Below are 26,889 nucleotides of genomic sequence, written 5' to 3'. Positions count from 1 at the left end.
GAACAGCGCATCAGACAGGTGTTCTGCCTAACGCAGCCGGTACAGCTTGCTAATAGTCTCGGACGATACGCCGCGAAACGCAACTGCTCCAGCAGAACCGGCACTGACCTCGCAAGCGAGTGCTTAGCCAATTCTCCAGTAAGATGTCGGTCGTGACTGGTTCAATCAACCACGACGATGGGATGTCCACGATCGCGCGGAGTACCGGGGAACTTACTGTAGACTATTTTGCCGTTTCTTCCGGCGTCTGGACGACGCGGACCGTAAGCGCTTTCCATGCTAAAGAATACCGTGCCACTGTCGCCGGTAGCAAAGCCGCTATAGCCATTCTGAATGAAGTGGTCGATTGTGCCGACATGACGCTCGACGTTAATGTAACATAGTTCCCCACAGAGCTTTACTATCTGGTCTGCCGTGGGTCGGGATGCCGGGTCGTAGTTCAGACACTGCTCAACCACAGCCTGAAGCTCCAAAGACAAGGGCTTGTACTGCGAGTTTGACGTCATGAAAGCCGGCCAAGCAGCACGAGTTTTGTTTTTCACATTTACTGCGGCATCCAGATAGACCCCAAAGGGATACTCCCCAGACAAGATCCTAAACATCATCGCGCCAAGCGACCATATGTCGGATGGCTTGTCCGGATGATCACCTGGTTTCCGAAACATCATTTCCGGTGCCATGTAGGGTAAGGCGCCGCGGATCGTGCCAGACGTGGAACGAGTAAGGTCTCCATCTTTAGCCGCTTCATCGAAGACTTCCTCAGTGAGCGTCGCAATTCCGAAATCGGTGATCTTCAACTCATGAAGATTTACACCATCCTCCGCGATCACATTACTAGGCTTCAAGTCGCGATGCACGACACCTGCGTGGTGCGAGGCGGCAATCCCTTTTGCCAAATGGTGTAGAACGCGAGCACCTAAGTGGGGGTCAAGTGCGCCGAAGCGGCTGAGCTTCAATTCGAGATTTTCACCGACGACAAACTCTTCAATGAGAAAACGTTGATTGCCTTCTTCCACGTAGTCCAGTGTTTTCGCCACGTTGTGGTGATTAACGCGAGCTGCGAATTTTGCACTGCGCGCAAAACGTTTATCAGCCTGGCCCGCCTGCGGAGTTTTTAGAGCCACGTTGGTGTTGAGTAGCTTATCTGTAGCAAGATAAACGTCCTGCATGCCGCCGCTGGCAAAATGCGACTGAACCACATAGCGATCCGAAACTACGTCGCCAGCCTTCATGGCATCACCTCGGGACTTGATACGTCAAAAGTCACAAACCGCCGATTGCGGTCAACTCCAAAGGTAATAACACAGCAGCCGGGTAGGACATTGCCTGTAACGATACTAGTGTTGTTCAGGAAAACGTTTCCAGAAACAGCTGTAACCCTAAAGTCGAGACCATCGTATTCGATCGCGAGGCTACCCACGCCTGCGGCATTCAATTTGATCGCGCGGTTCTTAGAATTTAGAAAGTTCGGTGTTCCGTTCAAGACCACCGTTGCACGGTGTTGGTCCTTAAGGAGATGCCGCGAAATGGCATCAGCGACGACGCTCATTTTGGGCCTCTTAGCTGCGTCCGAGGCGAAGCAACTGGTCAAAAGGTTGATTAGTGGGGCTGGATAGCCTGCAAAGCTCTTGGAAAGAGTGGCGCCACCTACCGGAAGTGGAGGCCGTGCTATTAATTCGGTGGGCGGGGTAGTATCAACCAGGGCTAATGCCGTAACACCGAAGGCATAAACGTCAATTTTCTCATCGAACGATATCGCACCCCCTTGCCAAAGCTCCGGCGCCATAAATAACGGGGTACCGATAACGCTGTGAGTTTTGGCATCCATTCCCATCGACCTCGCTAGTCCGAAGTCAATAATCTTAACGACACCCTCCCCGTCGATCAGAATGTTACCTGGTTTCACATCACGGTGGACGATGCCCCTGGCGTGGATATCTGCAAGTCCACAGGCAATTTGCCAAAGCACGGCCAGCGAAGCTTTATCGGCCTTATATGCTCCTGGGGTAATCGGCTTCCCATTAATCTTTTCGAGAACCAGACCAAGCTCTTTTGGCCCCCGATCCGTTAGCTCGATGATATCGAAAAGCTGGACGACATGCTTTGAGCGTAGTGCAGCAAGTGCCTTTTGTTCATCAACAATCCGGCGCTGTTCAACGCCGGGCTGAAGGCGCTTGATGATAACCTGACGCTCGAGGTGGATGTCCGTGCATTCGATGATCTCCCCCATGCCCCCCGGTGCTGTTGAACTAATTGGCGAATACCTATTTGCTATCGTCGTCATCAGTTAAATCGCTAGGTTCCTGCGCCTGCTCAATCTCGATCTCAAGCTGCACATCGTTTTGAGATTTCGGCTTAGCTCTTGTTCGGGACCGGGTTTTATTTTTAGCCTTGGGCTTTGCTCGCTCTTCGACTTTTCCAATATCAGACTGAACAGCAACTGCGGGAACAATATTGCGGCGATCTTCGGTATCGAGCCACATTAGCTGCAGTCCATTGACTGCGTCCCAAATCTGCAAGCCTTCGCCATCGGAGAAAAGCGTGGCGGAGAGAGCTTCGATATCGATTGCTGCGATCGAAGCGTTGTCCGGCCCCCCACACCACCGTGCAAGCGCAGTCAGTCGATCCACAACAGCTCTGAGATCTGTCGAGTTCACAACGACTTGCTCAAACACGTTCGGCTCTACAAAATGGATGCCGTCGGTTGTGAGCAATATTCTACTTTGGTCAGGGTCAATTTGCTTTATATGGGGTCGTATTCCTGGCCCCATTCCGACAAATTGCAGTAACTCACGCCCATGACCACCGACTGCTTCCGCAAGGGAATCATCGGTTGTTAAGCGATGAAGCGTTCGCATACCGCTTATGGAATACGCTCTACTATCTCCTACATGGACCACAACCGGCTGCCTGGTGTGATCGACAACTACGGCGGCAATCGTGGCTCCGCCATTCCCAGACTGAAAGCGAAAAACGGCGTCGTTGGCGTAGGAAACGGAGGAAGCTACTCGAGCTTCCAAATCCTGGCCGCGATGAACCGTTAGCGCGTGAAAAAAAGCTGATGCAGCTAGTACAGCACATAGCCTACCCTCCCGCATGCCGCCCATACCATCCACAACGATTACGGCTACTAATGGTCTTCCAGCCGAGGACTTAGACGTGATCCTGAAAGCTGCTGTGCGATCCTGATTCTCTTTTCGTTCGAGACCGAGATCCGTAGACAACACAACTGGCAAGCCTGTGGAGGCATTCACGGTTCTGTCAGGCATAGGCCTAGCAAGCCAGCTCTGGATTGTATCTTGCAGCATGAGCTCGCGTTCTAAGATGATACCCGCATGGGAAATCGTACATAGTTAAATTGTTGGATCAACCCGTCAGATTGGACCGGCTTTGCCCATCCACAGTTCTAAATTTTGCCGGCCGCAATAGCAACGCCCGCTGCTGCACAACTGGGGCCGAAGGCCCGCTTCGGAACGATCGCAAGTGCCGAGCGGACACTAACTCTAATTAGGAACAAGTTGATGCCGGTGCAAAAGTTACAACTTGTGCAACGAATTTCCCGGCCAAGGTTTTCAGCGGCTTGCGCGTTGCAGAATATCGTTGCAGAGCGATGGCATGATTTATGGCTATGCCCGCGTTTCAACTGATGGACAGACACTCGACGCGCAGCGTGAGGCGCTGACCTTCGCAGGAGCCGAAAAGGTCTTCGCGGAAACCGCCAGCGGGGCAAAGTCGGACCGGGAAGGATTGGCCAAGGTGCTGGCCCTAGTCAGCCAGGGAGATACCCTGCTGGTAACGCGGCTGGACCGGCTGGCACGATCCACCGTAAACCTGCTCAACATCTTGGACAGCCTCTCCCAGAGGGGAGCCATGTTCCGCTCCCTCACCGAAGGGTGGGCCGATACCACCACCCCGCATGGTCGCCTGACCGTTACCATCGTGGGCGGGGTGGCCGAGTTCGAGCGCGAACTGATCCGCGCTAGAACTGGCGAGGGCCGCGCCCGCGCCAAGGCACGTGGGCAGAGCCTGGGCAGACGTCCCACGCTCACTCGGCATCAGCAGGACGAGGTACGTCAGCGCAAGCTGGCCGGGGAAGCCGTGCGGGAAATCGCCCGGAGCTATAATGTCAGTGCCAGTACAATTTCCCGCATACCCATCTAGACGCGAAAAAGGAGCGGTCGAACTGCTCTGACCGCCGCCCACATTTCTTCTTAAAAGACGATCACCGCTCGTCGTCCTTGCTGTTCGACACCCCCGCATAGTGCTGAAGGAACTTCTTATAGCTCCTGAGATGCAAATCCGACTGGGTGGTGCCCCAGATCAGATCGAACGCCTCCCATGACCGCACGACATGCCACGGCGTGCCGCCGCCAACAGTCACCTCTGCTTCGGCCAGTCTATTGGCCTCGGCGATGGCCTGCACCTCTTTATAGACCTCGTGGTTCGACAGCATCATGAGGCCGGTCGTGTCCCAGCCGCCGACGGTGTTGGGATTGCCGGGGTTGAAATCCCCATAGGGGCAGAGATCACCCAAGGGGCTGGAGAACGGGAACCGCTGTGAACGATCAAGGGCGCTCGAATTCTTGGAGAATTGATAGGGCCAGAATGCAATGTCGCCGCCGATCTCGCGCAGGCCCCGCGTGATGATGTGGTTAGCCTGCACGTTCCGAAATGGCCGCGCACTGTCGTAGCTGATGCGGATATGCGGGTTAAGGTGTCGCCGTAGCGCCTTCTGCAAACCCGTCAGCATCACCCCAAACCCCGGCTGCGCCGTGCCAAGGACGTGTATCCATTGAAGGTTGTCCAAAAGCCCGGCATCGCGCATCTGGATCAGCCGCTTGTTCCAGAACCACATGTCCTGTTTGGTGTCGCCAGCCAAGGCGATACCCTCCAGCAGCCGCTGATATGGCGACATCCGCTCGAACCAGGTCTGTGCCTCTGCGTGATTGCGGCCCTGCATAACGTTGCACAGGATGAAATCGGACCGGCTACGGCTGCTGATGGCATATTGAGTGTTTTTCTCCGTCTGGTCCAAACACTGGTAGAACTGAGTATAGCCGCTGCCTCGCACGTCGAGGCTTCGGGTCGGAATGTCCACGGCTATCCCGACATCGCCAAACTGCTCCTGCCATTGCAGGACCTGAACGCGGTAGGTTGGTAGGGGGGTGGTGATGCCGCCACTGATAAGGGAATAGCCGCCGCTATCGACCACCAAGGTCGTCGTTGACCTGTCGCGGGTCGTTATCATGGTGGGGTTCAACTGCCCCACACCGAAGGCGGCACTGTAAAGCGCGGCCTCGTAGGTGAACAAGCCGCTCGTCGAGAGCAGGAAATTGAGGTCCGCCATGGTTAGTCCGGCGGGCAATGGCCGTTGGCCTGGCTTCATAACGGCATTGACGAAATTGGAGTTAGGAGCAGGCAAAAACAGGGCGTGCTCGGGTTTAGCCGAGATATTTGGCATAGCCGTTCTTCTTAGAAGAGGGGGAAAGGGGAACGTGGCGGGCCGCGAAGGCCCGCCACAGGGGTCATTTCACCTTGATCGGCGTAAAATAGCGGTTCGAGAGCGATTTATTGGCCATAACCGCCGGAAGGAAGACTGCGTAATTGGCCCGCGCGGTGCCAAAGGCAATCCTCACCGCACCGTCGCGGTCAGCGGCAAAGGTCATGCTGTCCTTGACCAATGGCAGGGTTGCGATGGTCATCAGCGCCGGCCGCAAATGCCTCGCCATTACGCTTACCTTCCCTTTGGTTGGGGTGGCTGCGTCCACGGTCTGAGAAGTCTTACCGAACACGAACTCGGCCTCCGAACCGTTCATGTTGATGCTGACGGCCCTGTCGCCAGGCGTCTTGATAGCCGAAACGAAGCTCATAAGGATCTGCCGGGCACTCAGGTCTAGTGGAAATTCCCAATCGGGCGCGAAGTCCCCGTGGCGCACGTCCAGCGGGTAGTTTTCCTGCTTGGACCGCAGCGGCTCGACCAGAACCCCCAACTCGACTTTGCCGTTTCTAGGCTCAACGGCAACCTCCGTGGCGAACACGAGGCGGCAATGCCCAAGGGTCTTGCCGGGCTCCACTACCCGCATCTTGAACAGTTTGCGGCGATCCGGGTTGATAATATTGGCCTCAATGATGCGGCGGCTCTGCGCCTGCAAATGGCATGGCATCGTGGGCCACTTCGGAAGCACCGGCTGCGAGGTCTGCACCAGTACGACCGGGCTATCGGGGTTTAGGATCGCAGACACTCGCATGGTGCCGTCTGGCATGAACACGACATGGCGGGACGCATCTCGCATTTCTGTGTCTTCGGCCTTGGGATCTGCCAAGTGGTCTTTAGGCTTGTCGGTTTCCACCTCCTCGATCACCCTGCCAACCTGGAGGATTTCACCGATGGTGTCCACGACCGGATCAACTGGAGCCTTCGCCTTCAGTGCCTGCGCAAGAACCGTGTCCGCCAAACCGGCATCTGCCTCGACATGGATTGTTTCATCGCCGACATTTATCGCGAGAGCCAGCGTGACAGTCGCGTCGTTGTCCCCAATGCCTTTCGCCTGAGCGAGCAGCGCCAGTTTTCCGGCTTCTGCCAGATATTCATTGGCCTTTGCGGGATCGAGGGCGATCTGATGATTGCGTTCCGCCGGGGTCTTGTTGTTGTCCGCTCTTGTAGCGGCGGCGACTGCGTTGATCCCGCCTGCCTTTTTGAGATACGGCACAACCTTCTCGGCCCCTTCGTCGTCGAAGGTAATCGCGTTCCGCTCCTCGAGAGGCAACTTTTCGATTAACGCCACCAGCCCCTCACCGGCAAGTGACAAACGATCCACTAGCTGCCCATGCTGCTTGGCAATTTCGGGGTCTGAGTGGCTCGGATCGAGGTTGAACGTCGCGGCAGTGGCGAAAGCAAGCTTGTGTTTGCTCTTGATCGCCCCGGTATTGATGTCCCGCCGCTTGACCTCCTCGGCCCATTCCCAACCGGGGAATGCGATCCAAGCTAATGCCAGCCACGACACACCCAGCAACATCAGTTTGTCGCCACGCAGGGCGCTTCTGGTGGCGTCGGCGCCGACCTCCAAGCGCCGGGGTGCGATGCGTTCGCTCAGGTTGCGCTTCTCAACTTCGAGCATGCCATCGGCATCAACGAGGGTGATGGCTTTGGCGTCGGAAACCGCCGGTGATGCGATGTTGGAAGGTTCGACCTTCACCTGTTCGGTGATGGACACCATGCCATCGGTGGCGATAGCGGCATTGGTGGTTTCGGACGTGGGGTTGGTATCGAGCGAAGTGCTCATAGGAAAACTCCTTGCATGACAATCACTCGGGTTGACCACTATGGGTTACCCGGCAAACACACGGCGATGTGCTTGGTGGTACGTGCGGCCTACGACGCCAGGGTCTTTCACCCCACGACCAAAGTGATTGCGATGAACAAGGACCTGACAAGCAGGTGTTCGGCTCTTCGCAATAACGCGGGCCAGAAATCACACCTTGGAATGCTGGTCAAGACGAAAATGCCGGTTACTCGAACCGGCATGCATTGGCGTAAAATTATGGTTAACTTGTTTTCTTCTTAGAAGAACCAGATGGGATTTAACCCCATGTCTGTGGTCCTGGTCTTCTTCGTGTGTTTGAGGTCTGGGTGTCTTGGTCATGTGGTTCTGTTCGAGTGTTTGTTTCAGTCTGTCATAGCAATTCAATTGCGCGGCTCCGAAGTTCGAAGCGCGCGCTGTCAAACTGCTATGCCGGTCCCCGCAATATCAGCCGCGCGTGGCACAGGCTGACCGCATCGGGACGGGATCGGCTTCACCCGCCGATGAGGTCTCGAAACAGGATGGCTTGCCGGAGGTCGTCATATCCCCAGGCTTCCATCTCTTTGGTGAGATAGCCAGACAAGTGCTCGTCTTTCTGCTCTTGCAGGTCGATGGTGCCGCCAGGACAAAGCTTGGTCCAGATCGCAGCACAGTGCTCGCGCAGGGTGGTCGTCGTTTCTCTTCCGGCGAACCGTACCATGGCATGGCCATGGATATGGGTCTTGATCTGCTCAAGGAACATGATGCCATTGGTGCGCTGATCCAGCGGCTTGAGGTGCGGCGGACGACGCAACAATTTGCGATCGAGCTGATGATGGAACTCGCTCACTAGCCGCACGAACTCAAAGGTTGGCATGTTGTGCTTGCTGGCAAGGGTCAGGAAATACTCGGGGAACTGGTCCGCATAGGCCATGTAGAGATCGCGTATCTTAGCTTGCCGCATGAAACGATATATCTCCGCCTCGTCTTCCCACTTGCCCATTGCCGAAACCTCCCACCTGCGGCTCCCCGCCGCTAAATACGGTTGTCAGCAGCCGTGTCAGGCCTGCTGCTAAAGTTCTATTTATGCGGGAGGGTCAGCGAGAATGACGCAGGGTATCGAATTTCTAGAAGTTATTTACGAGCAGCTTCACGAGGCTGGGATTATTCGGTCCAAGGGCGAGTTTTCCGAACGGCTGCTGGGGAAATCTCCGAGCTATCTGACCTCGATGCGCGCCAGGAAGCGGGTAATTTCCGGTGAGGTCATAATGGGTTTGGGCGACAGGCTCATGGCCGAGATCGCCGAACTTGGTTCGGACCCTTCCCATGCGCAAATTCGCTCTGAGCTGCGGCGAGCCGTGGCATGGGTGAACTATCATCTAGCCGATCAGACCATTCCGGACGGAATAGTGCCATGGGAGCAACCTACAGCCAAATCACCACAGGCGCCTAAACCGATGGCTTGGCTGCGTGTACTTGCCAGCATCCTGGCGATTGGATCAGTGGGCCGAATTTCTTCTTAGAAGATCGGCAGGGTCAACGTGAAGAGCTAGAGAAAGGCGCTCAAGCTCATCCAGGCTGAGATCGAACTTGTCGCCGTTCTCGATCTTATCGATTTCCACTAATGGCCAGTCGAGGAATTCCGCCAAAGCGCGAGCCGTCATTCTGCGCTGTTCCCGATACCGCCAGACGTTGCGAGCTAGCAGCCTCGGCGTCTCAGGGTGTTTCATGCGAGGCCGCATCAGCGCTACCTCTCCGGAACGAATAGCTCAAATGGATGATCCGCCAAGGCGTCACAGAGCTGGTCAATATCGTTGAGGGCGCGGTCGAACTGTTTGGCGGCCTCTATGTCCTCGATCATCGCCAGAGGCCAACCTACGGCCTTCGTCAGCATGTCAGCGCCGATCCCGCGTATTTCTCGCCAGCGCCAAACATTATGCGCGAGTAGTTCGTACCCCTGGCGGATCCGTGACTGCAATCAGCATCTCCGTCGCCGTGTCGATGCAGCGATAAAGCCAGAATGATGAGAAGCCAAGGAAAGATCAAAGACCCGCTTTTCAGAAAAAGGATCAGCAGAACCAATGCGTAAGGAAGGAGTTTTGCGCGTCCGTGCACTTTGGCAAAGGCCATAGAGCTATAGCCGATGGCTATAGCTCTATGGGTGTCATACGCGCATAGCGCGGTGGCCGAATGGGGGTGGATAGAGGACTGGCAGGATTTGTGTAAACCTCCGCGCTTGCAGACATTGGCGAGGAGCGCGTTATGGCATTGCAAGCCAGGCATAGTGTCCGAGTACTTGACGCGACTGAAGCGATAAGAGCGGCCGCGGGGTCGCGCCTGATTGCCATCGATGGCCTACCTGTGAGCGGCAAAAGTACTCTCGCTGACCGGATGATCGAGGCTATCGGAGCACAAGCGGTATACTTGGATGACTTCGTAAAGCCGGAAGCACAGTGGCGTGGATCGGTAAAGCCAAGCTTTCCGTTTCCGTACATCCGCTATGACGATTTTCTGAACACAGTGAAAACTCTGCACCGTGACGGAAGCTGTTCATATTTCCCATATGATTGGGGCACCGGGCGCGTCGCGGAGGAGGCCCGACATATCACCTTGGCTCAACCGGTGATTATCGAGGGAGTGTCATCACTACACCCTAATCTAAAGCCCCTCTACGACACATCATTCTGGGTAGAAAGTGACGCCAGAAGTACGCTGAAAGCAAGCTTGGAACGTGGTGTTGGCGACTGGGCCGGCGAATGGCGGCATCTCTTCATGCCTTGCGTCGATTTATATCTAGGCAGCAACCCAAAAGACCGCGCGGACCATATCGTCAAAGGGCGTGGGTATTTGGAAATGGCCGCTTCCTAGAAGCGTTCCAAAACTCGCGCATGGCGAGCATAGGATCGGCTGCCGCAGTTTTGGGTAGTTCGGTGTCGGTCGCATTTCGGCGAAGGTGGCGAAAGAGTGGGCGGGGACAAATGCTTGGACTGAAACACGGTGTGAACTATCTGGTTGACTACCAAACGTGTTGGAAGCTTGAATTTGAAGCCGAGAGCCGCCGGATCAAAGCTGCGCTTGGCAAGCTCGCCAAAGGTGTCGAGCATTACGGATCGACGGCCGTCGAGGGTATGAGAGCAAAGCCGATACTCGACATCCTGGTTGGTGTTGAGCCCCTGGAACTCTGGAAGGAGTGCTTTGGGCCACTGGAAAGTTTGGGATACGACTATGCAGAGCATGCCGGCGTCCCTGGTCACTTTGTTTTCGGCAAGGGAAGAGACAAGAGCGAACGGACGCACCTGCTTCATATCGTACAGTTTGAGGGACCATCATGGAGCTCAAACCTGCAACTGCGGGACGCTCTGAGGCAGGACGAACATCTTCGCGAAAGGTACGTAGCTGCTAAGGAGGCAGCGATTGCGTCGGCTCCAACGGGTCGAGTTCAGTACAACGAGTTGAAGCGAGCGTTCATTGACGAAGCAAAAGCCTTACTTCGCGACCAATCGTGGCGGAGACGGCAAGCGCCTCAGGACTTGATTACAGGCGGCGGCTTCCGTGACACACACGACAGATCGACGTATGGCCGCAAAGTAGTCGATCACGGACCGACGCCCTCGGGGTGGGGAACAGACCGGCAGCTTTTGGCGCTACGCAGGCGATAACGACCACCCCAGCTCTCAAGGATATTCGCGTAGTGCTACGGCGTAGGGCGAAAAAAGAGCCCATGGAGCTTACCATCGGCCCCCAAGAAGAAGCTCCACTCCATGTTGAAGTTTGCAAACCGAACCTCGTACACGTCCCAGCCAGCCTGTGAGACCCCTTTGTAGGCGATTTCATTGACATCGCCTGCACGATCCAGTTCGGCTCGAACTTGCTCGCTTTGTTGCTTCGCTAGCGCTGCCAAAGGCGGCGCCATGCCGTCATAGTCCGGTTGGCCTCGAACGTGCTCAGCAACAACCCGATGGATGATGGACTCGCTGTTGGGAAAAGGTGTCTTGTTACGGATACGGGCCATAAGGTCTTCTTCGGCCGTTTTGGCGATCTGAGCATCCACCCGAGTCGCGCGGATTTCGGCGCCATTCTGGTGGTGGGTCAGGCTGCTAACTTGGCCGTCATCACCGCGATGGAAGGTCACCTGAACGGGAAGCGCTTTCATGAAGAACTCGGTCTCGCTCTCAGGGAAAATCTCGATATCCGATTGACCTACCACCCTGGTGAAGAGCCGCCCGTCTTTCGCACTTACGATATAGTATGGGCCGTCCTGAAGCTGATAGGAGCCAGAGTAGTCCTCATAAATTGAAGGATTGATGGACACCTCAGTACGAGGGCGGTTTTGTTCATATCGCCGCCAAGCCACGGCGTCGTCGGTCGGCTCAACCATGCTGCTCTCCTTTGCCAGGTTCGTGAGGTCGGTGATCGTGAGGGAGGCTCCGCCGGCGAGCTTGTCCTGCAGTGTGCCGATCATTGCGAGGCCACGCTGTGCCCGCTGACATATGCCCTGTAACGCTTCACGCTGGACGGCAAGAGTGCGGCCCAAGTCCGTTGATTTTCCATCCAGCAGGTCGGCAATGCGGGAAAGACTGAGGCCAAGGGCCTTTAGAGCCAGCACCTCGTTTAGCCGCGCTACCTCATTGGCACCATATAGGCGCCAGTCCTTGCCCGTGCGCTGCGGACTGATCAGACCATGCCTTTCGTATACGCGCAGGGTCCGCACGCTCAGACCCATGCGACGAGCGCATTCAGACGCTGTCAGTCGAACTTCTGAGCGATGCTCATCCATCTCAAGCTCCCTTCATGGTCCTTGTAAGGTATGACCTAAGGTTCGGCTCAAGAGGCTTTTAACTTCGGCGCGAAAAATGTCGTCAATGACGCCGCGTCAGCTTTTAGGGTAGCAGGACAGAGCAGCGAACGGCTTAAATGGGGTCGAGATCTGCCGAACAGTGTTAGCCGTATTTGGCTGGGTGCTCCGCGGAAACCCTACGGCGCTCACTGGCGGGGATGACAGCTGTGGGGCAAGCGTTGCTGCTTCATTCGGGTCACCTCCCCGCTATGCCCGTCGCTGGGCGGCTGCCCGTAGTGAGGACATGGTCTATATAGGTGCCTACGTCCATTCCGAAACGGAAAGCAAGCTCGCGGCAGGCATCGCGGGTTTTCGGGACTGCCTCATAGGCATAGTCGAAATGCATCACTGCGATCTGCACGTCCTTGAACGCCGAGTGCGCCACATTGGCATCGAGCCAGCCGTTGCGGTCCATGTCGCGGCTGGCGAACAACATGGTTTTGGACCAATCACCGACCAGTTGCAGGACCGTCGCCCGGAGATTGGCGCAGTCTCGTTGTCCCTGTGCATCGCCAGCATCGACAGGAGTGGTCAAAGACAGAATTGCCGGGAACAACACAATGGCCATTCCCGGCAGCTGAAGGCATTTTGTGATGGTCGGGATCAACCGGCCTTGCGCAGCATGTGTCCGCGTTCGGCAGCAGCAGCCGCAAGCTGTGTGTCTAGTTCACCAGCACGAACAGCCTCGGTCAACTTGTCAAGGATCGCGGGAAGCGCAATGAGCTCGCCAACGGCGATAGCATTTTTGTCCTTGGCGAACTCGATGGGCTTTCCGGCATAGCGTAGACCGAAGAAGGTCTGGCCACTGGCATCAACGAACCAGCCCGCGCGAAGACGCTTCAGGGTTTCGACCCGGACCCGCTGACCTGCCTCGTTTTTGCGCCAGACCATATGGGTCTGCGCATAGTTCTGTCCTGCAAGCTTGGCTTCGGCCATGGCCTTCTGTTCAGCCAGAGCGGCGATCACCTTATTGCGTGCGCGATCCACCGGATCATTGCTGGTGCGAACCGGCTGGGCCCTGGTTAGCTTAAGGGTCTTAAGGATGCTCATGTGCTCTGGTGTCTCCATGTGAATTACTTTCCACATGCGTAGCGCCACAACTGCTGAAAGAGCGACCAGAGATTAGCTGTCGGCCCACTCCGGTCTCAGATGTTTCTTCATCCGCGCGTTTGACACCTGACCATAGAATTTGTCGATCATCTCAGAACTGGTGCCGGTATTTCGGGCTAGCGCGAATACATCGACCCCATGTGCCAGCTGCTGACTGATATAGAAGTGCCGGAAGGAATACATGGTGCGCTTCACGCCCCGGTAATCCGTCTCCAGCTTCGTAAATTTGAGCATCTCATTGAAGATTTTGACTGTAGAGCCCAGTCGTTTTCCGTCTCTAGTTGCCAACACGGGATGCGTGTCTTTCGGTTCACCTTTCTGATAGCGAACCCAAAAATCCCAGAGCATGTCCAAGGCAGGTATAGCTGCCTCTAGCGGTACAAACTCCCGACTTTTCCCCTTGCCCCTCACCCGAATGGTTATATCCCGCTCACCCACAGGTAGCTTCCTACCAGCCCTGTATCCCAGAACATCGCCCCAGTTTAGGTTTTTCATCTCGGTTGGACGCATGCCGCTAAAAGCCGCTAGGAGGATTTGAGCGTGCAGGACTAAGCGGGTCCATCTTTTGTCTTCTGGCAAAGACATGTTTGTCGACCAACTGAGGCTGAATTTCAGTAGCTTTTGAAACTCTGCCGGCGAGAAACTGGGCCGGTTAGTGGGAGCGCCTGCGCGAGGAACCCCTATCGGAGGTATCTGGGCGTGGTTCAAATTGCCAGCTCTGACGGCGTGCCTGAACAACTGGCGAAGGACCACCATTTCTCCTCGTTGGCGGCTGACCGTCGGCACCCGCTTCTCACCAACCGGGCGCCGAATTGAACGACCATTCCGTATGTAACGGATTTCGGTGACTTCTTTACCCGGCCCAGTCAGCCAGTAATCCTTGCGCCATTCCAAATAGCGCGTGATGTCGCGTTCCGTTATCGCGTCTATGTCCTTTTTGCCGAAGAACGCTATGAAGTAGCGGCGCACAACAGGAGGAATATCGCGGGAGTGATAAGCTGGCCGATCGCCACGTTCGACGTCGCGCTCCACCATGGCAATAAAATCCTCAGCCGCCTCGGCAAATGAGGTGGTTTGTGACTTCAACCCATTGCGTGCGCGATAGTTGGCCTCATACCAAACCGCATGCGCCTTCTGCTGTGCAATTTGCGGATCACTGGTGCCCAGCGATTTGCGCACCTGCCCCTCGCCCTTGATCGAAAATCGCACCCAAAGATTGCGGGTGCCGTCTTTTTGGAAGATCGAATAGGGCAGATCTGAACGATCAAGCATAGCGCGCACCTCCGATTATGGAGGTAGCTGGGCTGTGTTGAAAATGTGCTACCGAGCCCGGTGGGCTCAAAAGATTTGCCAATGATTCCAAGGGGTGTGCTCAGTCGCTGTGCTAGACTGTGCTAACACTAAACCCGCGCGCCGCAGCTTGCGACCAGAACATAAGTTGCTGATTTTTTAGAAGTTTTTGGTAGCGGAGGAGGGATTTGAACCCCCGACACACGGATTATGATTCCGCTGCTCTAACCAACTGAGCTACTCCGCCACTCGGCTTGACCGAAGTCGCGCTATGGGCGTCGTACTAGACGGGGGCGCATGTGCTGTCAAGCGGTTGGCGGGAATGGTCAGGCATTCATGGTGGAGAGGAGGTGAGGATGGTCCCCGGCCAGCAAATTCGTTCCGGCTGGTGGGTGTAGCGTGCTCCGAAAAGAACGCTCGAAACCAACGCAGGTTAAGATCGTGGCGAAACCGGAACGGTGACCGGGCGTTCTGGTTGGCTTGAGAGAACCCAGAAGCACAGCCTCCTCGGCCCTCTGGCCGTCTTCTTTGCTGCCTTCTGCCCAGTGGTACCTATGTTGACGCCGCTCCTTTCTGCCGCGGATGTTCCGCGGCACTTTCGATCTAGCACCGCAGGACGGAACAATTGTGCAGACGCATGGCCAGACACTCGACTTCCTTCCGCGTGCGGGCGCCTTGAGCCGGCTTGATGCCAGAGCCATCGAGAGTCTTGCATCCCTCCGTTGGAGCCGAAGTGACTTTGGCACTGGCGATGCGATCGAGCCGAAAGAAGGCATCTCGATCCTTTCAGCAGGATGGGCGGGACACTATCGCGAGTTGCCGAACCGGTCGCGCCAGATGGTGTCGCTGCTTTTGCCTGGAGACGTCTGTGACTTCGCATTCCTGACTGGACGCGTCGCGCGGCTGCCGCTGACTGCGCTCAGCCCCGTCGCCGTCTGGACGCTGTCGATCGAAACGTTCCTGAGTGCTGGCCATGCGTGCCACAGCGTGATTTCCGCAGTGCTCGCGGCAATGGAAACCGACCATGCCATCGTCGAGGAGCATCTCATCACCATCGGCTCGCTGAGCGCTATCGAGCGGTTGTCGCGCTGGTTGCTGGAACTGCAATTCCGGCTGGATCCTGTGAACCCGACATTCGACCTGCCGCTTAGCCAGGCACGGATCGGGGAATATCTCTGTTTGTCGAGCGTTCACGTCAATCGCACATTCCAGGCGTTGCGCCGCCTGCAAGTGATCGAGACACGCGGCAAGCGGCTAAGCATTATCGAGCCCGAGCGCCTTGCAGCGATCGGCAGCTTCAGTTCGGCCTATCTGGCGCCCGATGATCAGGCGCATTCCGGGCGATCGCATCAAGCAGCAGTTGCGTCATCGTTGGGAGTGCTGGGTTCCCGCCAGGCTTGATGGCCCGGGACCCGGCAGACGCCGATGGGAAAACGAGCCGCTCCATCGCCCGGAGTACGTCCCGGGTGCTATAGGGTTTCTGGAGACAGGCGGACGACCGGAATCGATCGGGCATGTCGTTCTGATCGAGATCGGTGACAAAAACCAGAGGCACGCCACGACGCGAGAGTTCGTCTGCAAGGTCGTATACCCGCTCGCGATGGAGGATCACGTCCAAAATGGCGCCATCGACCGGCCGATGGGTCAGAAGGCGAGCGGCATAAAAGGGCGTGGGCGCAGGACCCAGAACCGTGGCGCGGCACTGTTCGAGAGCCGCGCACAGCGCCTGGGCGAGCGGGAGATCGTCTTCGACGACAAGAATGCGCTTGCTTTGGAAATCCATGCTCGCCCACCCGTTCTGAAACGGCTGCATCATTCGACCCTCAGGCGCCAACGAGCGAGCGCCTGGATCGATCCGTCTCGCGATGCCGAGATCTGCATCCGGCAGCTGCCGCATTAACCAAAGTTAGGCGATGCCACGGGTTGGGCTTTCAGCCATTGGACCTTGGTGCAGGTCGGTTACTCCTGTCTATCGCCGCCTGCGCAGGCATGACGCAACTGGCCCCGGCATTCGCGGGGGCCTTTTTGCGCTGCAAGAACTTTCACCACACGCGAAAACGAAACTGGCGGCCAGGGGCCGCCAGTTCAGAGACATCAGAATGACGATCAGCGCAGGAGCAGGAGCGAGCGGCCCGGGAGCGTAACCGGCTTTCCAGCTTCGATGCTGGCGCCTTCGCCGATGACGTAGGACGTGTCGATCTCGACGGTCCAGCTATCGGCACCATCGCGGCCCGGCGTGACGAAATCGACGTCGCCATCATGGGGATTGAAGAGTACGACGAGCTCCCACCAGATACCGTCCTGGTTCTTGAGATCATCGCGCGAGAGGCGGATGCCGAGCGTCGTAGCGCCGCCATCGAGCCAATGGGCGGCCTGCTGTTCGCCGCCACCGGGATTGTGCCAGGTGACGCTCATCATGTCGCGCCAATTGGCGCGATGGACCAGCGGCTGGGCATGGCGGATGGCAACGAGCTTCTGGACGAAATCGTGCAGCGCCTTGGCGTTGTCGTTCAGATCCCAATTTACCCAGCTGATTTCGCTGTCCTGGGCGTAGCCATTGTTATTGCCGCCCTGGGTACGGCTGAACTCGTCGCCGGCAAGGATCATCGGCGTGCCGTGGGACAGCAGCAAGGTCGCAAGAAAATTGCGCTTCTGCCGCTCGCGGGTGGCAACGATGCCTTCGTCGTCCGTCTCGCCCTCTACGCCATAATTGAAGGAGCGGTTGTCGTTGTGGCCGTCGTTATTGTCCTCGCCATTCGCCTCGTTGTGTTTCTCGTTGTAGGAGACGAGATCATGAAGGGTGAAACCATCATGGGCGGTGAGGAAATTGACGCCGGCCCAAGGGCGGCGGCCGCGATGGTCATAGACATCGCCCGAACCGGTGAAGCGGGCCGCAAAATCGGTCGAGGTGTGGTCGGTGTTCTTCCAGTAGTCGCGCACCGTGTCGCGATACTTGTCGTTCCACTCCGCCCAGCCCGGCGGGAAGCCACCCACCTGATAGCCGCCGGGGCCGATATCCCACGGTTCGCCAATAAGCTTGACCTTGGCAAGGGCCGGATCCTGGCCGACGGCGTCGAAGAAGCCGCCGCGCTGGTCGAACCCTTCCGGCTCGCGGCCCAGAATGGTGCCGAGGTCGAAGCGGAAGCCATCGATATGCATGTCTTCGGCCCAATAGCGAAGGCTGTCGGTGACCATCTGCAGCACGCGCGGATGGCTGGTATTGACCGTGTTGCCGGTGCCGGTGTCGTTGATGTAGTACCGCGCTTCGCCGGGCATGGTGCGATAGTAGGAGAAGTTGTCGATGCCCTTCCAAGAGAGCGTCGGCCCCATCTCGTTGCCTTCGGCGGTGTGGTTGTAGACCACGTCCATGATGACTTCGAGCCCGGCATCGTGAAAGGCGCGGACGGTGTCGCGCAGGCCGTTGATGCCGTTCGGGCCATAATAGCGGCTGGCGGGCGCGAAGAAGCCCAAGGTGTTGTAACCCCAGTAATTGTGGAGGCCACGATCGATGAGGAATGAATCGTCGGGGAATGCGTGGATCGGCAAAAGCTCGACTGAGGTCACGCCCAGCGCCTTGATATAATCGACGATTTCCTTGCGGCCGAGGCCCTCGAACGTGCCGCGCAGTTCTTCAGGGATTGCGGGGTGCAGCTTCGTGAAACCCTTGGTGTGGGTTTCATAGAAAATCGTCTTGGTCCAATCGATGTTCGGCTTCTTGTCGCCGCGCCAATCATAGGCGCGCGGATCGACGACCCGGGCCTTGGGCATGAAGGGGGCGCTGTCCTCCTCGTTGAAGGACAGGTCCTTTTCTTCTGAATCCGTCTGGTAGCCGAAATGGGCTGGCGACCATTTGACCTCGCCCACCAGTTCCTTGGCATAGGGATCGACAAGCAGCTTGTTCGGGTTGAACCGGTGGCCCTGGAGGGGCTCATAGGGGCCATGGACGCGGTAGCCATAAAGCGTGCCCGGACCAACGCCGGGTACATAGCCGTGCCAGACTTCGTTGGTATATTCGGGCAGGGTGATCCGCTCGATTTCAGCACCACTCGCTTCATCGAAAAGGCAGAGTTCGACACGCGATGCGTGGGCGGAGAACAGCGCAAAATTGGTGCCCTCGCCATCCCAGTTTGCGCCCAGGGTAGAATAGTCGCCGGCAAGGATTTCGCGACTGACAGAGCGAAGATCGTTCATGGAAAACCCCAAGTTGAGTGAGCCTCAAACGGTGGATCACGAAGTTGGTTGCTCGGGCGCGATGCGGGGCAGGCATGCGCATGTCAGCAAGGGGATGGATTGGCATCCCGGCGATCTGATCGAAGTGTTTTGGATGCTTGGAAAATCTATAAAAATCTCCCCTCCCGGCGGGTCATCGGGAGGGGAGAAGGCATGACTTACTGGGCGGCAACAGCGTCGGGAATCGCGAGCCCGGCGAGTTGGCGCGCACGGCGCAGGCTTTCCGGCTGCTCGGCACGATAGCGGCGGCCGACTTCCATCATCAGGACGGTGTCGGGGAGGAAAGTGAGTTCGGAGAAAATCCGATCCCAATCGATATCGCCCCAGCCCAGCGGCATGTGGAGATCGCCGATCCCCATGGCTGTGTTTTCCTGCGGGTGGAAGGGCTTGTAGAATCCCTGTGGGCGACCAAAGCTGTCGTGAACGTGCAGGTGGCCAGTGACCGGCGCCATGGCGCTGATTTCGCTGAAGAAATCGAGGCCACGATAGGTGCTTTCGATATAGGCATGGCTGAAATCGATGAGCGCCACGACGTTTGGATGATTGACGGCCTTGACCGTCTCAGCCACCTGGCTCGGCGTCTGGCGATATTGGCCGAGTTCGGTCGTAAAAATGTTTTCGAGCGCGATGCGGACGCCATAGGGGCGGGCGAAGTCGGCGAGCTCGGTCAGGGCTTCGCGTTCACGCTCGTCGGCACCAGCACGCTCGGCGATCTGGTCGGCGCGGAGGCATCCGCCGTGCTGGACGATGACGCGGGCATCGAGACGATCGCAGACTTCGATCAGGGCCTTAGCGGCATCGATTTGATAGCGCTGCGTGACCGGGTCCATGAAGTTCGACGAAACGAGGCCGTGGACGGTGTAGCGGAAGTCGAACTGCTTGGTGATCGCTTCGAGCCGCTGCATGCGCTCGGGGATGATCCGTCCGCCCGAGATCAGGTCGAGGCTGGTGAGACCCAGTTCGACCGTATCGACGCCCATATCGGCGAGGGCGCGCATGTCTTCGTGAAAGCTGTCGAGTTCGCCGTCGGTCGAGCCGACATTAAAGCCGGTACCAATGATATTGCGCAAGATAATCTCCAGTGGTCAGGCGGAAACGGTTGCAGAGCTGCGGTGGGTGCGGCCGGGCGCATCGAGGCGGCGTCCGGTATCGTGGCTGAAAACGTGGACATCGGCTTCGTCGAACGCGAAGTGGACCGGCATACCAGTGCCCAGTGCGTCGCCGCGTGTATCGACGGCGATGATCGTGCTGCCATCGGCGCGGGCGTAGATCAGCCGCGAGGCGCCGAGCTCTTCGGTGTAGTCGACCGTCGCCTGGATCGCGTTTTTGTCCGAGGCGTCAACGCGGCGCACGAGTTCGGGACGAATGCCCACCGAAACTTCCTGGCTGAGGTGATGCGGCGCAAGACCCGGTAAGCGGATCATGCCGCCATTGCCGTGCCGGAAATAGCCGTCTTCGGCAAAGAAGCCGCGCACGAGATTCATGGCCGGCGAACCGATGAAGTCGGCGACGAAAAGGCTCGCCGGGTGATGATAGACTTCGGAGGGCTTGCCGACTTGCTCGACGATACCGGCGTTCATGACGATGAGCCGGTCCGCCAGGGTCATGGCTTCCGTCTGGTCGTGGGTCACGAAAACCGAGGTGACGCCCAGGCTGCGGTGGAGGTTGCGGACCTCGGCACGCATGGCAACGCGGAGTTTTGCGTCAAGGTTCGAGAACGGCTCGTCAAACAAAAACACCTTGGGCTCACGCACCATGGCGCGGGCCATGGCGACGCGCTGGCGCTGACCACCGGAAAGCTCGCCCGGCTTGCGGTCGAGATAGGGGTCAAGGCTGACCGATTTCGCCACCTTGAGCACCTTGGCGTCCCGCTCGGCCTTTGGCATGCCCGCGACCTTGAGCGCATAGCCGATGTTCTGGCGCACGCTCATATGCGGGTAGAGCGCGTAGTTCTGGAAAACCATGGCGCAGCCGCGTTCGCGCGGTTCGAGCTCGTTGACCACGGTGCCGTCGATTGAAATGGTTCCGCCAGAAATCTCTTCTAGCCCGGCAATCATGCGCAATAACGTAGACTTGCCGCACCCTGATGGCCCGAGGATGACGACGAATTCGCCCGGTTCAATCTCAACATCGACGCCATGGATGACGTCGTTCTTCTGGTAGCGCTTCTTGACGCCGGAAAAGCTGATCGCAGCCATGGATAGTCTCACTTGTCCTTGGTGATGAGGCCGCGCACGAACCAGCGCTGCATGAAGGCAACGATGAGAAGGGGCGGCAGCATGATGATGAGGGCGCCCGCCATGGTGACGTTCCAGTCGGGCGTGCCGTTCTGGGCTGGGATCAGGGCCTTCAATTGCATGACGACGGTGCCGTAATTGGCACGATCGGTGGTGATGAGGAGGGGCCAGAGATACTGGTTCCAGCTCGACACGAACATGATGGTGGCGAGCGCCAGCATATTGGTGCGCGAGAGCGGCAGCAGCACATCGAAGAAGAAGCGGACGGGGCTCGCGCCATCCATCTTCGAGGCTTCGACCAGCTCATCCGGAATGGTCATGAAAAACTGGCGATAAAGGAACGTGCCGGTGGCCGTCGCCACGAGCGGCAGGATCAGGCCGGTATAGGAATTGAGCAGATTCCATTCGAGGCTGATGCGCACGCTCGAAATGGCTTCGACGAGCCCGGTGATCCCCAGTGTGTCGAGGATGACCTGGAACGGCAGCAGCGCATTGGCCGCGATTGCGTAGGTCGGGACGATCCGCACTTCGAGCGGCAGCATCAGGGTGATGAAAATCAGCCAGAAGCAGACCATGCGTGCCTTGAAGTTGAAGAACACGATGGCAAAGGCCGAGAGCGAGGCGAGCACGATCTTGCCGGTCGTGACGCCGACCGCAACGATCAGCGAATTGAGCATTTTTGGGCCAAGGTCGGCCCGCGCCCAGGCAGTCCCAATATTGTCCCAAAGGTGGGAGGAGGGCCAGAGCACGATGGGCACGCGGCTGACTTCCTGCAGGGACTGGCTTCCGGCCACGATGACGATCCAGAACGGAACGAGCACCACGAGCAGCCCCAGCGTCATCGCGGCATAGGTCACGAAATTGAAGATAGGAGAGCGTTCGATCATCGGGACGTCCTCAATTGTAGTGGACGCGCTTTTCGACCCATTTGAACTGGACGAAAGTGAGCGCGATGACGAGGAGCATGAGGACGATCGACTGGGCAGCGGCGCCCGAATAGTCGAGGCCTTTGAACCCGTCGAAATAGATCTTGTAGACCATGACCTCGGTCGAGCCGACCGGACCGCCTTCGGTCATCGTGTCGATAAGGCCAAAGCTGTCGGTGAAGCTCGAGATCAGGTTCATGATCAGGAGGAAGAAGACGGTTGGCGCGATCAGCGGCAGTTGCAGATCGAACATGCGCCGTACCGGGCGCGCGCCGTCCATGGCCCCGGCCTCGGTAATCGAGCGCGGGATCATCTGGAGGGCAGCGAGAAAGAAGATGAAATTATAGCCGATGCCAAGCCAGGCATGGCAGATGATGATCATGATCAGCGCATGGACGCCATTGGTCGCCGGATCCCAGATGCCGGGCCAGATCTGGTTGATCGAACCAACGATGCCGGACTGCGGGGCGAAGATGAAGCGGAAGGCAACACCCGCGGCAGGGGCCGCAATGGCGTAGGGCCAGACATAGACCGACTGGAAAATCTTGGTGCCCTTGAGCGCGCGATCGACGAAGCAGGCGAGAAACAGCGCCACGGCCATCGAAAGTCCTGTCGTACAGAGCGCATAAAAGGCGCTGCGGGCGACGGTCAGCCAATATTCACCGTCCCGGAAGATGGCGAGGAAATTGTCGAGCCAGACCCAGCTGTTGCCGCCGCCCCAGGGCTGCTCAAGGGTGAATGCCCAATAGAGGGCCTGCGTCGTGGGCCAGTAAAAGAAAACGAGGACCAGGATCAACTGCGGGCCGATGAGAAGCCAGGGCAGGACCGGGTTGCGGTAATAGGCGCGTCGTTCCATCGCCGTCTCCCAAGAAAAAAGAAAATGCATGGGCAGCAGAGAGCCGCCCATGCGATCACGTCAGGCGATCAGGGGAGCTGGGCGCCCTTGTAGGTCTGTTCGAAGCGGCGGAGGATTTCGTTGCCCTTGGCGTCGAACGCCTGGAGCGCTTCGAGAACCGGACGGTCGTTGAAGAGGACGTCCTGCATGGTCTTGACCATTTCGGCGCGGATCGAGGCATAGTTGCCGAGGCGGATGCCGCGGCTGTTTTCGGTCGGCGGGGTGAAGGTCAGCGATTCAATGGCCAGTTCGCGGCCCTTGTAGGGAGCTCCGTCATAAAAGCCGTTGGCCTTCATCGCTTCAAAGCCTGCCATGGTGACCGGGACATAGCCGGTGATGGTCGACCAGGTCTGGGCCTGTTCGGGCTGGGCGAGATAATTGAAGAACGCGGCTGCGCCTTTGTATTCTTCGTCAGACTTGCCCTTGAGGGTCCAGAGCGAAGCGCCGCCCACGAGCGAATTGGTGCGTTCGGTGCCTTCCCAGATCGGCAGCATGGCGTCGGTCCAATGCACGCCCTCGGCGGCCTGCTTGCCGAAGGTGCCGTGGTCGGCGATCGAGGACGAGGTGATCTGGCACTTGCCGTTGACGAAGGCGTCGTTGGCGGTTTCGCCGGCATCCTTGGATTTGTGAACGATGATGCCTTCATCGTACATCTTCTTGATCCAGGTGAGCTGGTCGACGAACTTGCCCTGGCTCACGACCATTTCGGCATCGAGCCCGCCATAACCATTGCCCTTGGTGGCGATCGGCTGGTTGTGGATGGCGGAGAATTGTTCGAACCACTGCCAGGCGCCCGATGGATCGAAGGCGATCGGGCATTCGTAGCCGGCTTCCTTCATGGCGCGGGCGACGGTTTCGACTTCTTCCCAGGTCTGAGGCGTGCCTTCGAAGCCGACTTTTTCGAGCGCGTCGGTATTGTAATAGATGACGGCGGTCGAGTTGTTGAAGGGCAGCGAGAGCATCTCGCCCTTCGAGGTCGAGAAGTAGGACGCGATACCAGAGAGGTAGTTGTCCCAGTCGATATCGTAGCCATTGTCTTCCATGAGCTGGCGGACCGGCATGTAGGCGCCTGAAAGCATCAGGTCGAGCGTACCGGCGTCAAAAATCTGGGTGACGGTCGGCTGTTTGTTGGCGCGGTAGGCTGCAATCGTGTTCTGCAGCGTGTTGTCGTAGTTTTCCTGGCTGACGCAGACGATCTCGTAGTCCGACTGCGATTCATTGAAGCCGCGGCACATATCCTGCACGCGCTCGGAAAGGTCGCCGGAAAGGCCATACCAGAATTCGAACTTGGTCTGCGCGAAGGCCGGAGTGGCGAGGGCGAGAAGGGTGATGGACGACGCTGCAGTGAGCAGTCGGATATTGGTCATGAAGACGCTCCCGATGAGTGAGCCTGCTGAGGCGGCGCGACTCTTAGGGGGCGTGTCTGACGCTAAGCCGTCAGTCCGATGACCGTTCGCCGATAGTTCCGTGACAATAAGACGAAAGCTGGCCCGGAGGCTTGCACTCGCGTGCAGTGATTATTGTGCGGAGCGAGCGGGTTACGCAGACATGGCCGCGAGTTTGGTCCGCCTTAGGGTATCGTTTACCAAAACGCGTCACTATTGGCTGGCGCGATTAAGTATTGCGTACGCGCTGACGCAGTCCGCCGTCTTTTCAGACAAGAGAGCGCGCATGGATATCGCTATGATTGCCGGCGTCCTTTCAGGATGCATTCTGCTTATTTTGATTGGTGCGCCGCTGACCCGCATTTGGCGGCGGCGGCGCAGTCCCTGGTAACCCACTTTTATTGGGGTCGATAAGACCAGAGGCGCGACCGTGGGCGACCACGATCGCGCCGCCGGCCATGGCAAACGCTATTCAAATGATCCGCGAGGGTGAGGGGCGCCCCCTCGCCGTGAGGACAGATTTCGACATCGTTAAAGAGTGTTCGACGCCACGGCGCCGGCGTTTGCTGCCGAGCCAAGCAAGACTTCGGCTTGTGGCGAGGGGCCGGGGCGTGCCTAGATGGCGAAAACATCGAATCCCTGGAGGAGGTTCAAATGGCTCTCAATGTTCTGTTTATCGGCGGCACCGGGCAGATATCCTATTCGTGCGTCGAACGGGCCGTCGCACAGGGACACAAGGTTAGCGTGTTCAATCGCGGCAAGCGCCCAGAGGAGCTTCCGGCAGGCGTGACGTCGATCACGGGCGAACTGGGTGGCGATGACTATGCTGCGTTGGCAAAGGCCAATTACGACGTCGTCTGCCAGTTCATCGTCTTCAAGCCCGAACAGCTCAAGCGCGACATCGAAGTGTTTGCGGGCCATTGTGGGCAGTATGTCTTCATCTCGTCGGCTTCCGTCTATGAAAAGCCGGCGCGTCACTATGTGATCACCGAGGACACGCCGGCCATCAATCCTTATTGGCCATATAGCCAGGACAAGATCGCCTGCGAGGAAATGCTCAAGGCCTCAAGCGGGCTCAACTGGACCATCGTGCGCCCAAGCCACACGGTGCGCACCGGCCTGCCGGTGATGATCGGGGATAGCGACGTGATGGCGCGGCGCATGCTCGACGGCGAGCCGACCATCGTTGCCGGCGACGGGCATACGCCGTGGACGCTGACGCGCTCGGTCGATTTCGCCGCCCCTTTTGTCGGGCTTTTCGGCAAGAACCAGGCGCTTGGCGAAATCTTCCACATCACCAATGACCGCGCCCATATCTGGGACGATATCCAGACCGCCATCGGGCGCTTGCTCGGGGTCGAGGCCAAGATCGTCCATGTGCCGACCGACACCCTCGTCAAGTACATCCCGGAGTGGGTCGGGCCGCTGACGGGCGACAAGGCCTGGACGGCGATCTTCGACAATTCCAAGGTCAAGCGCGTTGCCGGCGACTTTACGTGTGCCGAAGACCTTGAGACGATTCTGGAGGAACCGATCCGGCATCTTCAGAAGCGTCTTGCCCAGAAACGGCCGGAAAAGGGGGAATTCGACGCCCTTGTCGATCGCATCTGCCGCGAGCAAGCGCTCTCGGATAGGCCATCAGGAGAATAATCATCCTGAGTTTACCGGGCTTCCTTTTATGGAACCGTGGCCGACGCCACTTGTTTGCGTAACAGAAGGAGACCCCTGATGCAGGACGAAAATTCCTTTGCTGGCCGCCGGATCATGGTGGTCGAGGATGATTATCTGGTCGTGACCGATCTCATCGAACGGCTGCAAGCCATGGGGGCCGATGTCATCGGCCCCGTTCCCAACCTTGAAAAGGCGTTCGAGCGGCTCGATCGTCTGCCGGACATCGCCGGGGCGGTGCTCGACCTGAATGTTGCGGGGCAAATGGTGTTTCCGCTGGCTGACGAACTCAGGCGCCGCAGCGTGCCGTTCATCTTCTCGACCGGATATGACGACGATTCCATCCCGGCTCAATATGCACAGGTGCTACGGTTCGCAAAGCCTGCGAGCGAGCGCCAGATTGCTTCTGCCTTGCTCGATGTCGTTGGACATGCCTAAGCCATTTTTTCATGCCAGATTGAACGCGTGTGCAATTGCGCAAACACTCATTAAGGAGCAGAGTTTACTCTGTTCCTGAATCGGCGTGCTGCTATCCTGAGGATAAATGGTCAAGACCGCTTCCGTCATCACTACCCGCGCCTGTCATCAGGTGGCAGCCCTACCATGGCGCCGCGAGGTGGATGGTACGCTGTCGGTCATGCTCATCACCTCCCGCACGAACGGGAAGTGGATGCTACCCAAGGGCTGGCCGATGGAGGGCCGGACGGACGCCGAGGCCGCGCGACGTGAAGCGCTCGAAGAAGCAGGCGTCGACGGCGTCGTCGAGCGCGATCCCGTTGGCGTCTACCACTTCGTCAAGCTTTTCAACGATGGCACCAGCAAGCCGGGCGAAGCGGCGATCTACGCGCTGGCAGTGACCCGCGAGCGCGATGCCTGGAAGGAAAAGGGCCAGCGCCGGCGTCAGTGGGTGCCGGCAGCAGACGCTGCAAAACTCGCCCATGAGCCGGACCTCGCGCGCTTTCTCGGTCAACTCGCTGCGGGCGAGATCGAACTTGCCGAAGGCCTCTTCCAGCGCTCCTCCGTCGCCTGAC

28 protein-coding genes and 1 tRNA gene are annotated in these 26,889 nt (G+C 58.0%); 11 read left to right on the top strand and 18 right to left on the bottom strand.

Translation table 11 applies throughout. The annotated features are described in order from the left end of the window. Positions 1 to 161: 161 nt before the first annotated feature. The 3 genes from VW35_RS17045 to VW35_RS21110 are packed head-to-tail and all read right to left on the bottom strand — an operon-like array spanning position 162 to position 3,308. Positions 162 to 1,232: a serine/threonine-protein kinase gene (locus VW35_RS17045; RefSeq protein WP_046144292.1), complete on the bottom strand. Its 1,071-nt coding sequence runs from the start codon at positions 1,230 to 1,232 to the stop codon at positions 162 to 164. Next, positions 1,229 to 2,230, bottom strand: a complete 1,002-nt coding sequence (locus tag VW35_RS17040; protein ID WP_052951822.1) for a serine/threonine-protein kinase — start codon at positions 2,228 to 2,230, stop codon at positions 1,229 to 1,231. The genes VW35_RS17045 and VW35_RS17040 overlap by 4 nt, the downstream gene beginning before the upstream one ends. Before the next feature lie 34 nt (positions 2,231 to 2,264). Further along, the gene (locus VW35_RS21110) at positions 2,265 to 3,308 is read right to left on the bottom strand and encodes a PP2C family protein-serine/threonine phosphatase (protein WP_083982961.1); all 1,044 of its coding nucleotides are present in this window, start codon (positions 3,306 to 3,308) and stop codon (positions 2,265 to 2,267) included. Between the two features lie 307 nt (positions 3,309 to 3,615). On the opposite strand from VW35_RS21110, the gene VW35_RS17030 reads away from it, so the two are divergent. Next, positions 3,616 to 4,161 carry a recombinase family protein gene (locus VW35_RS17030; RefSeq protein ID WP_046144537.1) on the top strand — a complete coding sequence of 182 codons (546 nt, stop codon included), beginning with the start codon at positions 3,616 to 3,618 and terminating at the stop codon, positions 4,159 to 4,161. 61 nt (positions 4,162 to 4,222) lie between these two features. Here VW35_RS17030 and VW35_RS17025 read toward each other — a convergent pair whose 3' ends face one another. From VW35_RS17025 to VW35_RS17010, 3 genes are all read right to left on the bottom strand, one after another. After that, the gene (locus VW35_RS17025) at positions 4,223 to 5,461 is read right to left on the bottom strand and encodes a hypothetical protein (RefSeq protein WP_046144290.1); all 1,239 of its coding nucleotides are present in this window, start codon (positions 5,459 to 5,461) and stop codon (positions 4,223 to 4,225) included. 64 nt (positions 5,462 to 5,525) lie between these two features. Then, positions 5,526 to 7,283, bottom strand: coding sequence for a hypothetical protein (locus tag VW35_RS17020; RefSeq protein ID WP_046144289.1), 1,758 nt, complete (start codon positions 7,281 to 7,283; stop codon positions 5,526 to 5,528). Positions 7,284 to 7,794: 511 nt separating this feature from the next. Continuing rightward, positions 7,795 to 8,244, bottom strand: coding sequence for a hypothetical protein (locus VW35_RS17010; RefSeq protein ID WP_152662644.1), 450 nt, complete (start codon positions 8,242 to 8,244; stop codon positions 7,795 to 7,797). 142 nt (positions 8,245 to 8,386) lie between these two features. On the opposite strand from VW35_RS17010, the gene VW35_RS17005 reads away from it, so the two are divergent. Beyond that, entirely contained in the window at positions 8,387 to 8,803 is a 417-nt protein-coding gene (locus tag VW35_RS17005) for a DUF6626 family protein (RefSeq protein ID WP_046144286.1), read from the top strand. Here the strand turns inward: VW35_RS17005 and VW35_RS21105 are convergent. After that, a complete protein-coding gene (locus VW35_RS21105; protein ID WP_046870478.1) occupies positions 8,780 to 9,010 on the bottom strand; it encodes a helix-turn-helix domain-containing protein in 231 nt (76 codons plus the stop codon). The genes VW35_RS17005 and VW35_RS21105 overlap by 24 nt on opposite strands. 47 nt (positions 9,011 to 9,057) lie before the next feature. On the opposite strand from VW35_RS21105, the gene VW35_RS21680 reads away from it, so the two are divergent. From VW35_RS21680 to VW35_RS20755, 3 genes are all read left to right on the top strand, one after another. Next, positions 9,058 to 9,228: a hypothetical protein gene (locus tag VW35_RS21680; RefSeq protein ID WP_161796939.1), complete on the top strand. Its 171-nt coding sequence runs from the start codon at positions 9,058 to 9,060 to the stop codon at positions 9,226 to 9,228. A 314-nt stretch (positions 9,229 to 9,542) separates the two neighbouring features. After that, a complete protein-coding gene (locus VW35_RS21675) occupies positions 9,543 to 10,148 on the top strand; it encodes a nucleoside/nucleotide kinase family protein (protein WP_046144285.1) in 606 nt (201 codons plus the stop codon). A 110-nt stretch (positions 10,149 to 10,258) separates the two neighbouring features. Next, a complete protein-coding gene (locus tag VW35_RS20755; protein WP_052951820.1) occupies positions 10,259 to 10,939 on the top strand; it encodes a GrpB family protein in 681 nt (226 codons plus the stop codon). A gap of 35 nt (positions 10,940 to 10,974) precedes the next feature. Here the strand turns inward: VW35_RS20755 and VW35_RS16990 are convergent, their stop codons facing one another. From VW35_RS16990 to VW35_RS16970, 5 genes are all read right to left on the bottom strand, one after another. Beyond that, complete coding sequence (locus VW35_RS16990) at positions 10,975 to 12,057, bottom strand: MerR family transcriptional regulator (protein WP_046144284.1); 1,083 nt, start codon at positions 12,055 to 12,057, stop codon at positions 10,975 to 10,977. A 256-nt stretch (positions 12,058 to 12,313) separates the two neighbouring features. Then, positions 12,314 to 12,685: a hypothetical protein gene (locus VW35_RS16985; protein ID WP_046144283.1), complete on the bottom strand. Its 372-nt coding sequence runs from the start codon at positions 12,683 to 12,685 to the stop codon at positions 12,314 to 12,316. A gap of 35 nt (positions 12,686 to 12,720) precedes the next feature. Continuing rightward, positions 12,721 to 13,167 carry a hypothetical protein gene (locus tag VW35_RS16980; RefSeq protein ID WP_046144282.1) on the bottom strand — a complete coding sequence of 149 codons (447 nt, stop codon included), beginning with the start codon at positions 13,165 to 13,167 and terminating at the stop codon, positions 12,721 to 12,723. Positions 13,168 to 13,239: 72 nt separating this feature from the next. Further along, on the bottom strand, positions 13,240 to 14,499 hold the full coding sequence (locus VW35_RS16975; protein ID WP_046144535.1) for a tyrosine-type recombinase/integrase: 1,260 nt from the start codon (positions 14,497 to 14,499) through the stop codon (positions 13,240 to 13,242). A gap of 188 nt (positions 14,500 to 14,687) precedes the next feature. Further along, positions 14,688 to 14,764, bottom strand: a tRNA-Met gene (locus VW35_RS16970). Positions 14,765 to 15,354: 590 nt separating this feature from the next. Here VW35_RS16970 and VW35_RS16965 point away from each other — a divergent pair. Together VW35_RS16965 and VW35_RS21670 are read left to right on the top strand one after the other, a co-directional pair. Continuing rightward, positions 15,355 to 15,918 carry a Crp/Fnr family transcriptional regulator gene (locus VW35_RS16965; RefSeq protein WP_161796938.1) on the top strand — a complete coding sequence of 188 codons (564 nt, stop codon included), beginning with the start codon at positions 15,355 to 15,357 and terminating at the stop codon, positions 15,916 to 15,918. Next, positions 15,839 to 16,417 (top strand): hypothetical protein, encoded by a 579-nt coding sequence (locus tag VW35_RS21670; protein ID WP_161796937.1) that lies wholly within the window; start codon positions 15,839 to 15,841, stop codon positions 16,415 to 16,417. Before VW35_RS16965 ends, VW35_RS21670 begins: the two co-directional genes overlap by 80 nt. 206 nt (positions 16,418 to 16,623) lie before the next feature. Here VW35_RS21670 and glgX read toward each other — a convergent pair whose 3' ends face one another. Next, a complete protein-coding gene (gene glgX, locus VW35_RS16955; RefSeq protein WP_046144279.1) occupies positions 16,624 to 18,708 on the bottom strand; it encodes a glycogen debranching protein GlgX in 2,085 nt (694 codons plus the stop codon). On the opposite strand from glgX, the gene VW35_RS21665 reads away from it, so the two are divergent. Then, positions 18,707 to 18,904: a hypothetical protein gene (locus tag VW35_RS21665; RefSeq protein ID WP_046144278.1), complete on the top strand. Its 198-nt coding sequence runs from the start codon at positions 18,707 to 18,709 to the stop codon at positions 18,902 to 18,904. The genes glgX and VW35_RS21665 overlap by 2 nt on opposite strands. 1 nt (position 18,905) lies before the next feature. Here VW35_RS21665 and VW35_RS16945 read toward each other — a convergent pair whose 3' ends face one another. From VW35_RS16945 to VW35_RS16925, 5 genes are all read right to left on the bottom strand, one after another. After that, the gene (locus VW35_RS16945) at positions 18,906 to 19,817 is read right to left on the bottom strand and encodes a TIM barrel protein (RefSeq protein ID WP_046144277.1); all 912 of its coding nucleotides are present in this window, start codon (positions 19,815 to 19,817) and stop codon (positions 18,906 to 18,908) included. A gap of 15 nt (positions 19,818 to 19,832) precedes the next feature. After that, positions 19,833 to 20,945 carry an ABC transporter ATP-binding protein gene (locus VW35_RS16940; RefSeq protein ID WP_046144276.1) on the bottom strand — a complete coding sequence of 371 codons (1,113 nt, stop codon included), beginning with the start codon at positions 20,943 to 20,945 and terminating at the stop codon, positions 19,833 to 19,835. A gap of 8 nt (positions 20,946 to 20,953) precedes the next feature. Then, positions 20,954 to 21,871: an ABC transporter permease subunit gene (locus tag VW35_RS16935; RefSeq protein ID WP_046144275.1), complete on the bottom strand. Its 918-nt coding sequence runs from the start codon at positions 21,869 to 21,871 to the stop codon at positions 20,954 to 20,956. 10 nt (positions 21,872 to 21,881) lie between these two features. After that, a complete protein-coding gene (locus VW35_RS16930; RefSeq protein ID WP_046144534.1) occupies positions 21,882 to 22,766 on the bottom strand; it encodes an ABC transporter permease subunit in 885 nt (294 codons plus the stop codon). Positions 22,767 to 22,834: 68 nt separating this feature from the next. Further along, on the bottom strand, positions 22,835 to 24,172 hold the full coding sequence (locus VW35_RS16925; RefSeq protein WP_046144274.1) for an extracellular solute-binding protein: 1,338 nt from the start codon (positions 24,170 to 24,172) through the stop codon (positions 22,835 to 22,837). 672 nt (positions 24,173 to 24,844) lie between these two features. Here VW35_RS16925 and VW35_RS16920 point away from each other — a divergent pair. The 3 genes from VW35_RS16920 to VW35_RS16910 all read left to right on the top strand — a co-directional run bounded on the left by VW35_RS16920 (position 24,845) and on the right by VW35_RS16910 (position 26,888). Continuing rightward, positions 24,845 to 25,840 carry an SDR family oxidoreductase gene (locus VW35_RS16920; RefSeq protein WP_046144273.1) on the top strand — a complete coding sequence of 332 codons (996 nt, stop codon included), beginning with the start codon at positions 24,845 to 24,847 and terminating at the stop codon, positions 25,838 to 25,840. A 78-nt stretch (positions 25,841 to 25,918) separates the two neighbouring features. After that, positions 25,919 to 26,296: a response regulator gene (locus VW35_RS16915; protein ID WP_046144272.1), complete on the top strand. Its 378-nt coding sequence runs from the start codon at positions 25,919 to 25,921 to the stop codon at positions 26,294 to 26,296. 106 nt (positions 26,297 to 26,402) lie between these two features. Then, positions 26,403 to 26,888: an NUDIX hydrolase gene (locus VW35_RS16910; protein WP_046144271.1), complete on the top strand. Its 486-nt coding sequence runs from the start codon at positions 26,403 to 26,405 to the stop codon at positions 26,886 to 26,888. Position 26,889: the final 1 nt, after the last annotated feature.

Origin of the sequence: Devosia soli (assembly GCF_000970455.1) — a bacterium.
Taxonomy (GTDB): Bacteria; Pseudomonadota; Alphaproteobacteria; order Rhizobiales; family Devosiaceae; genus Devosia; species Devosia soli.
This window is presented reverse-complemented; position numbering and strand designations above follow the sequence as displayed.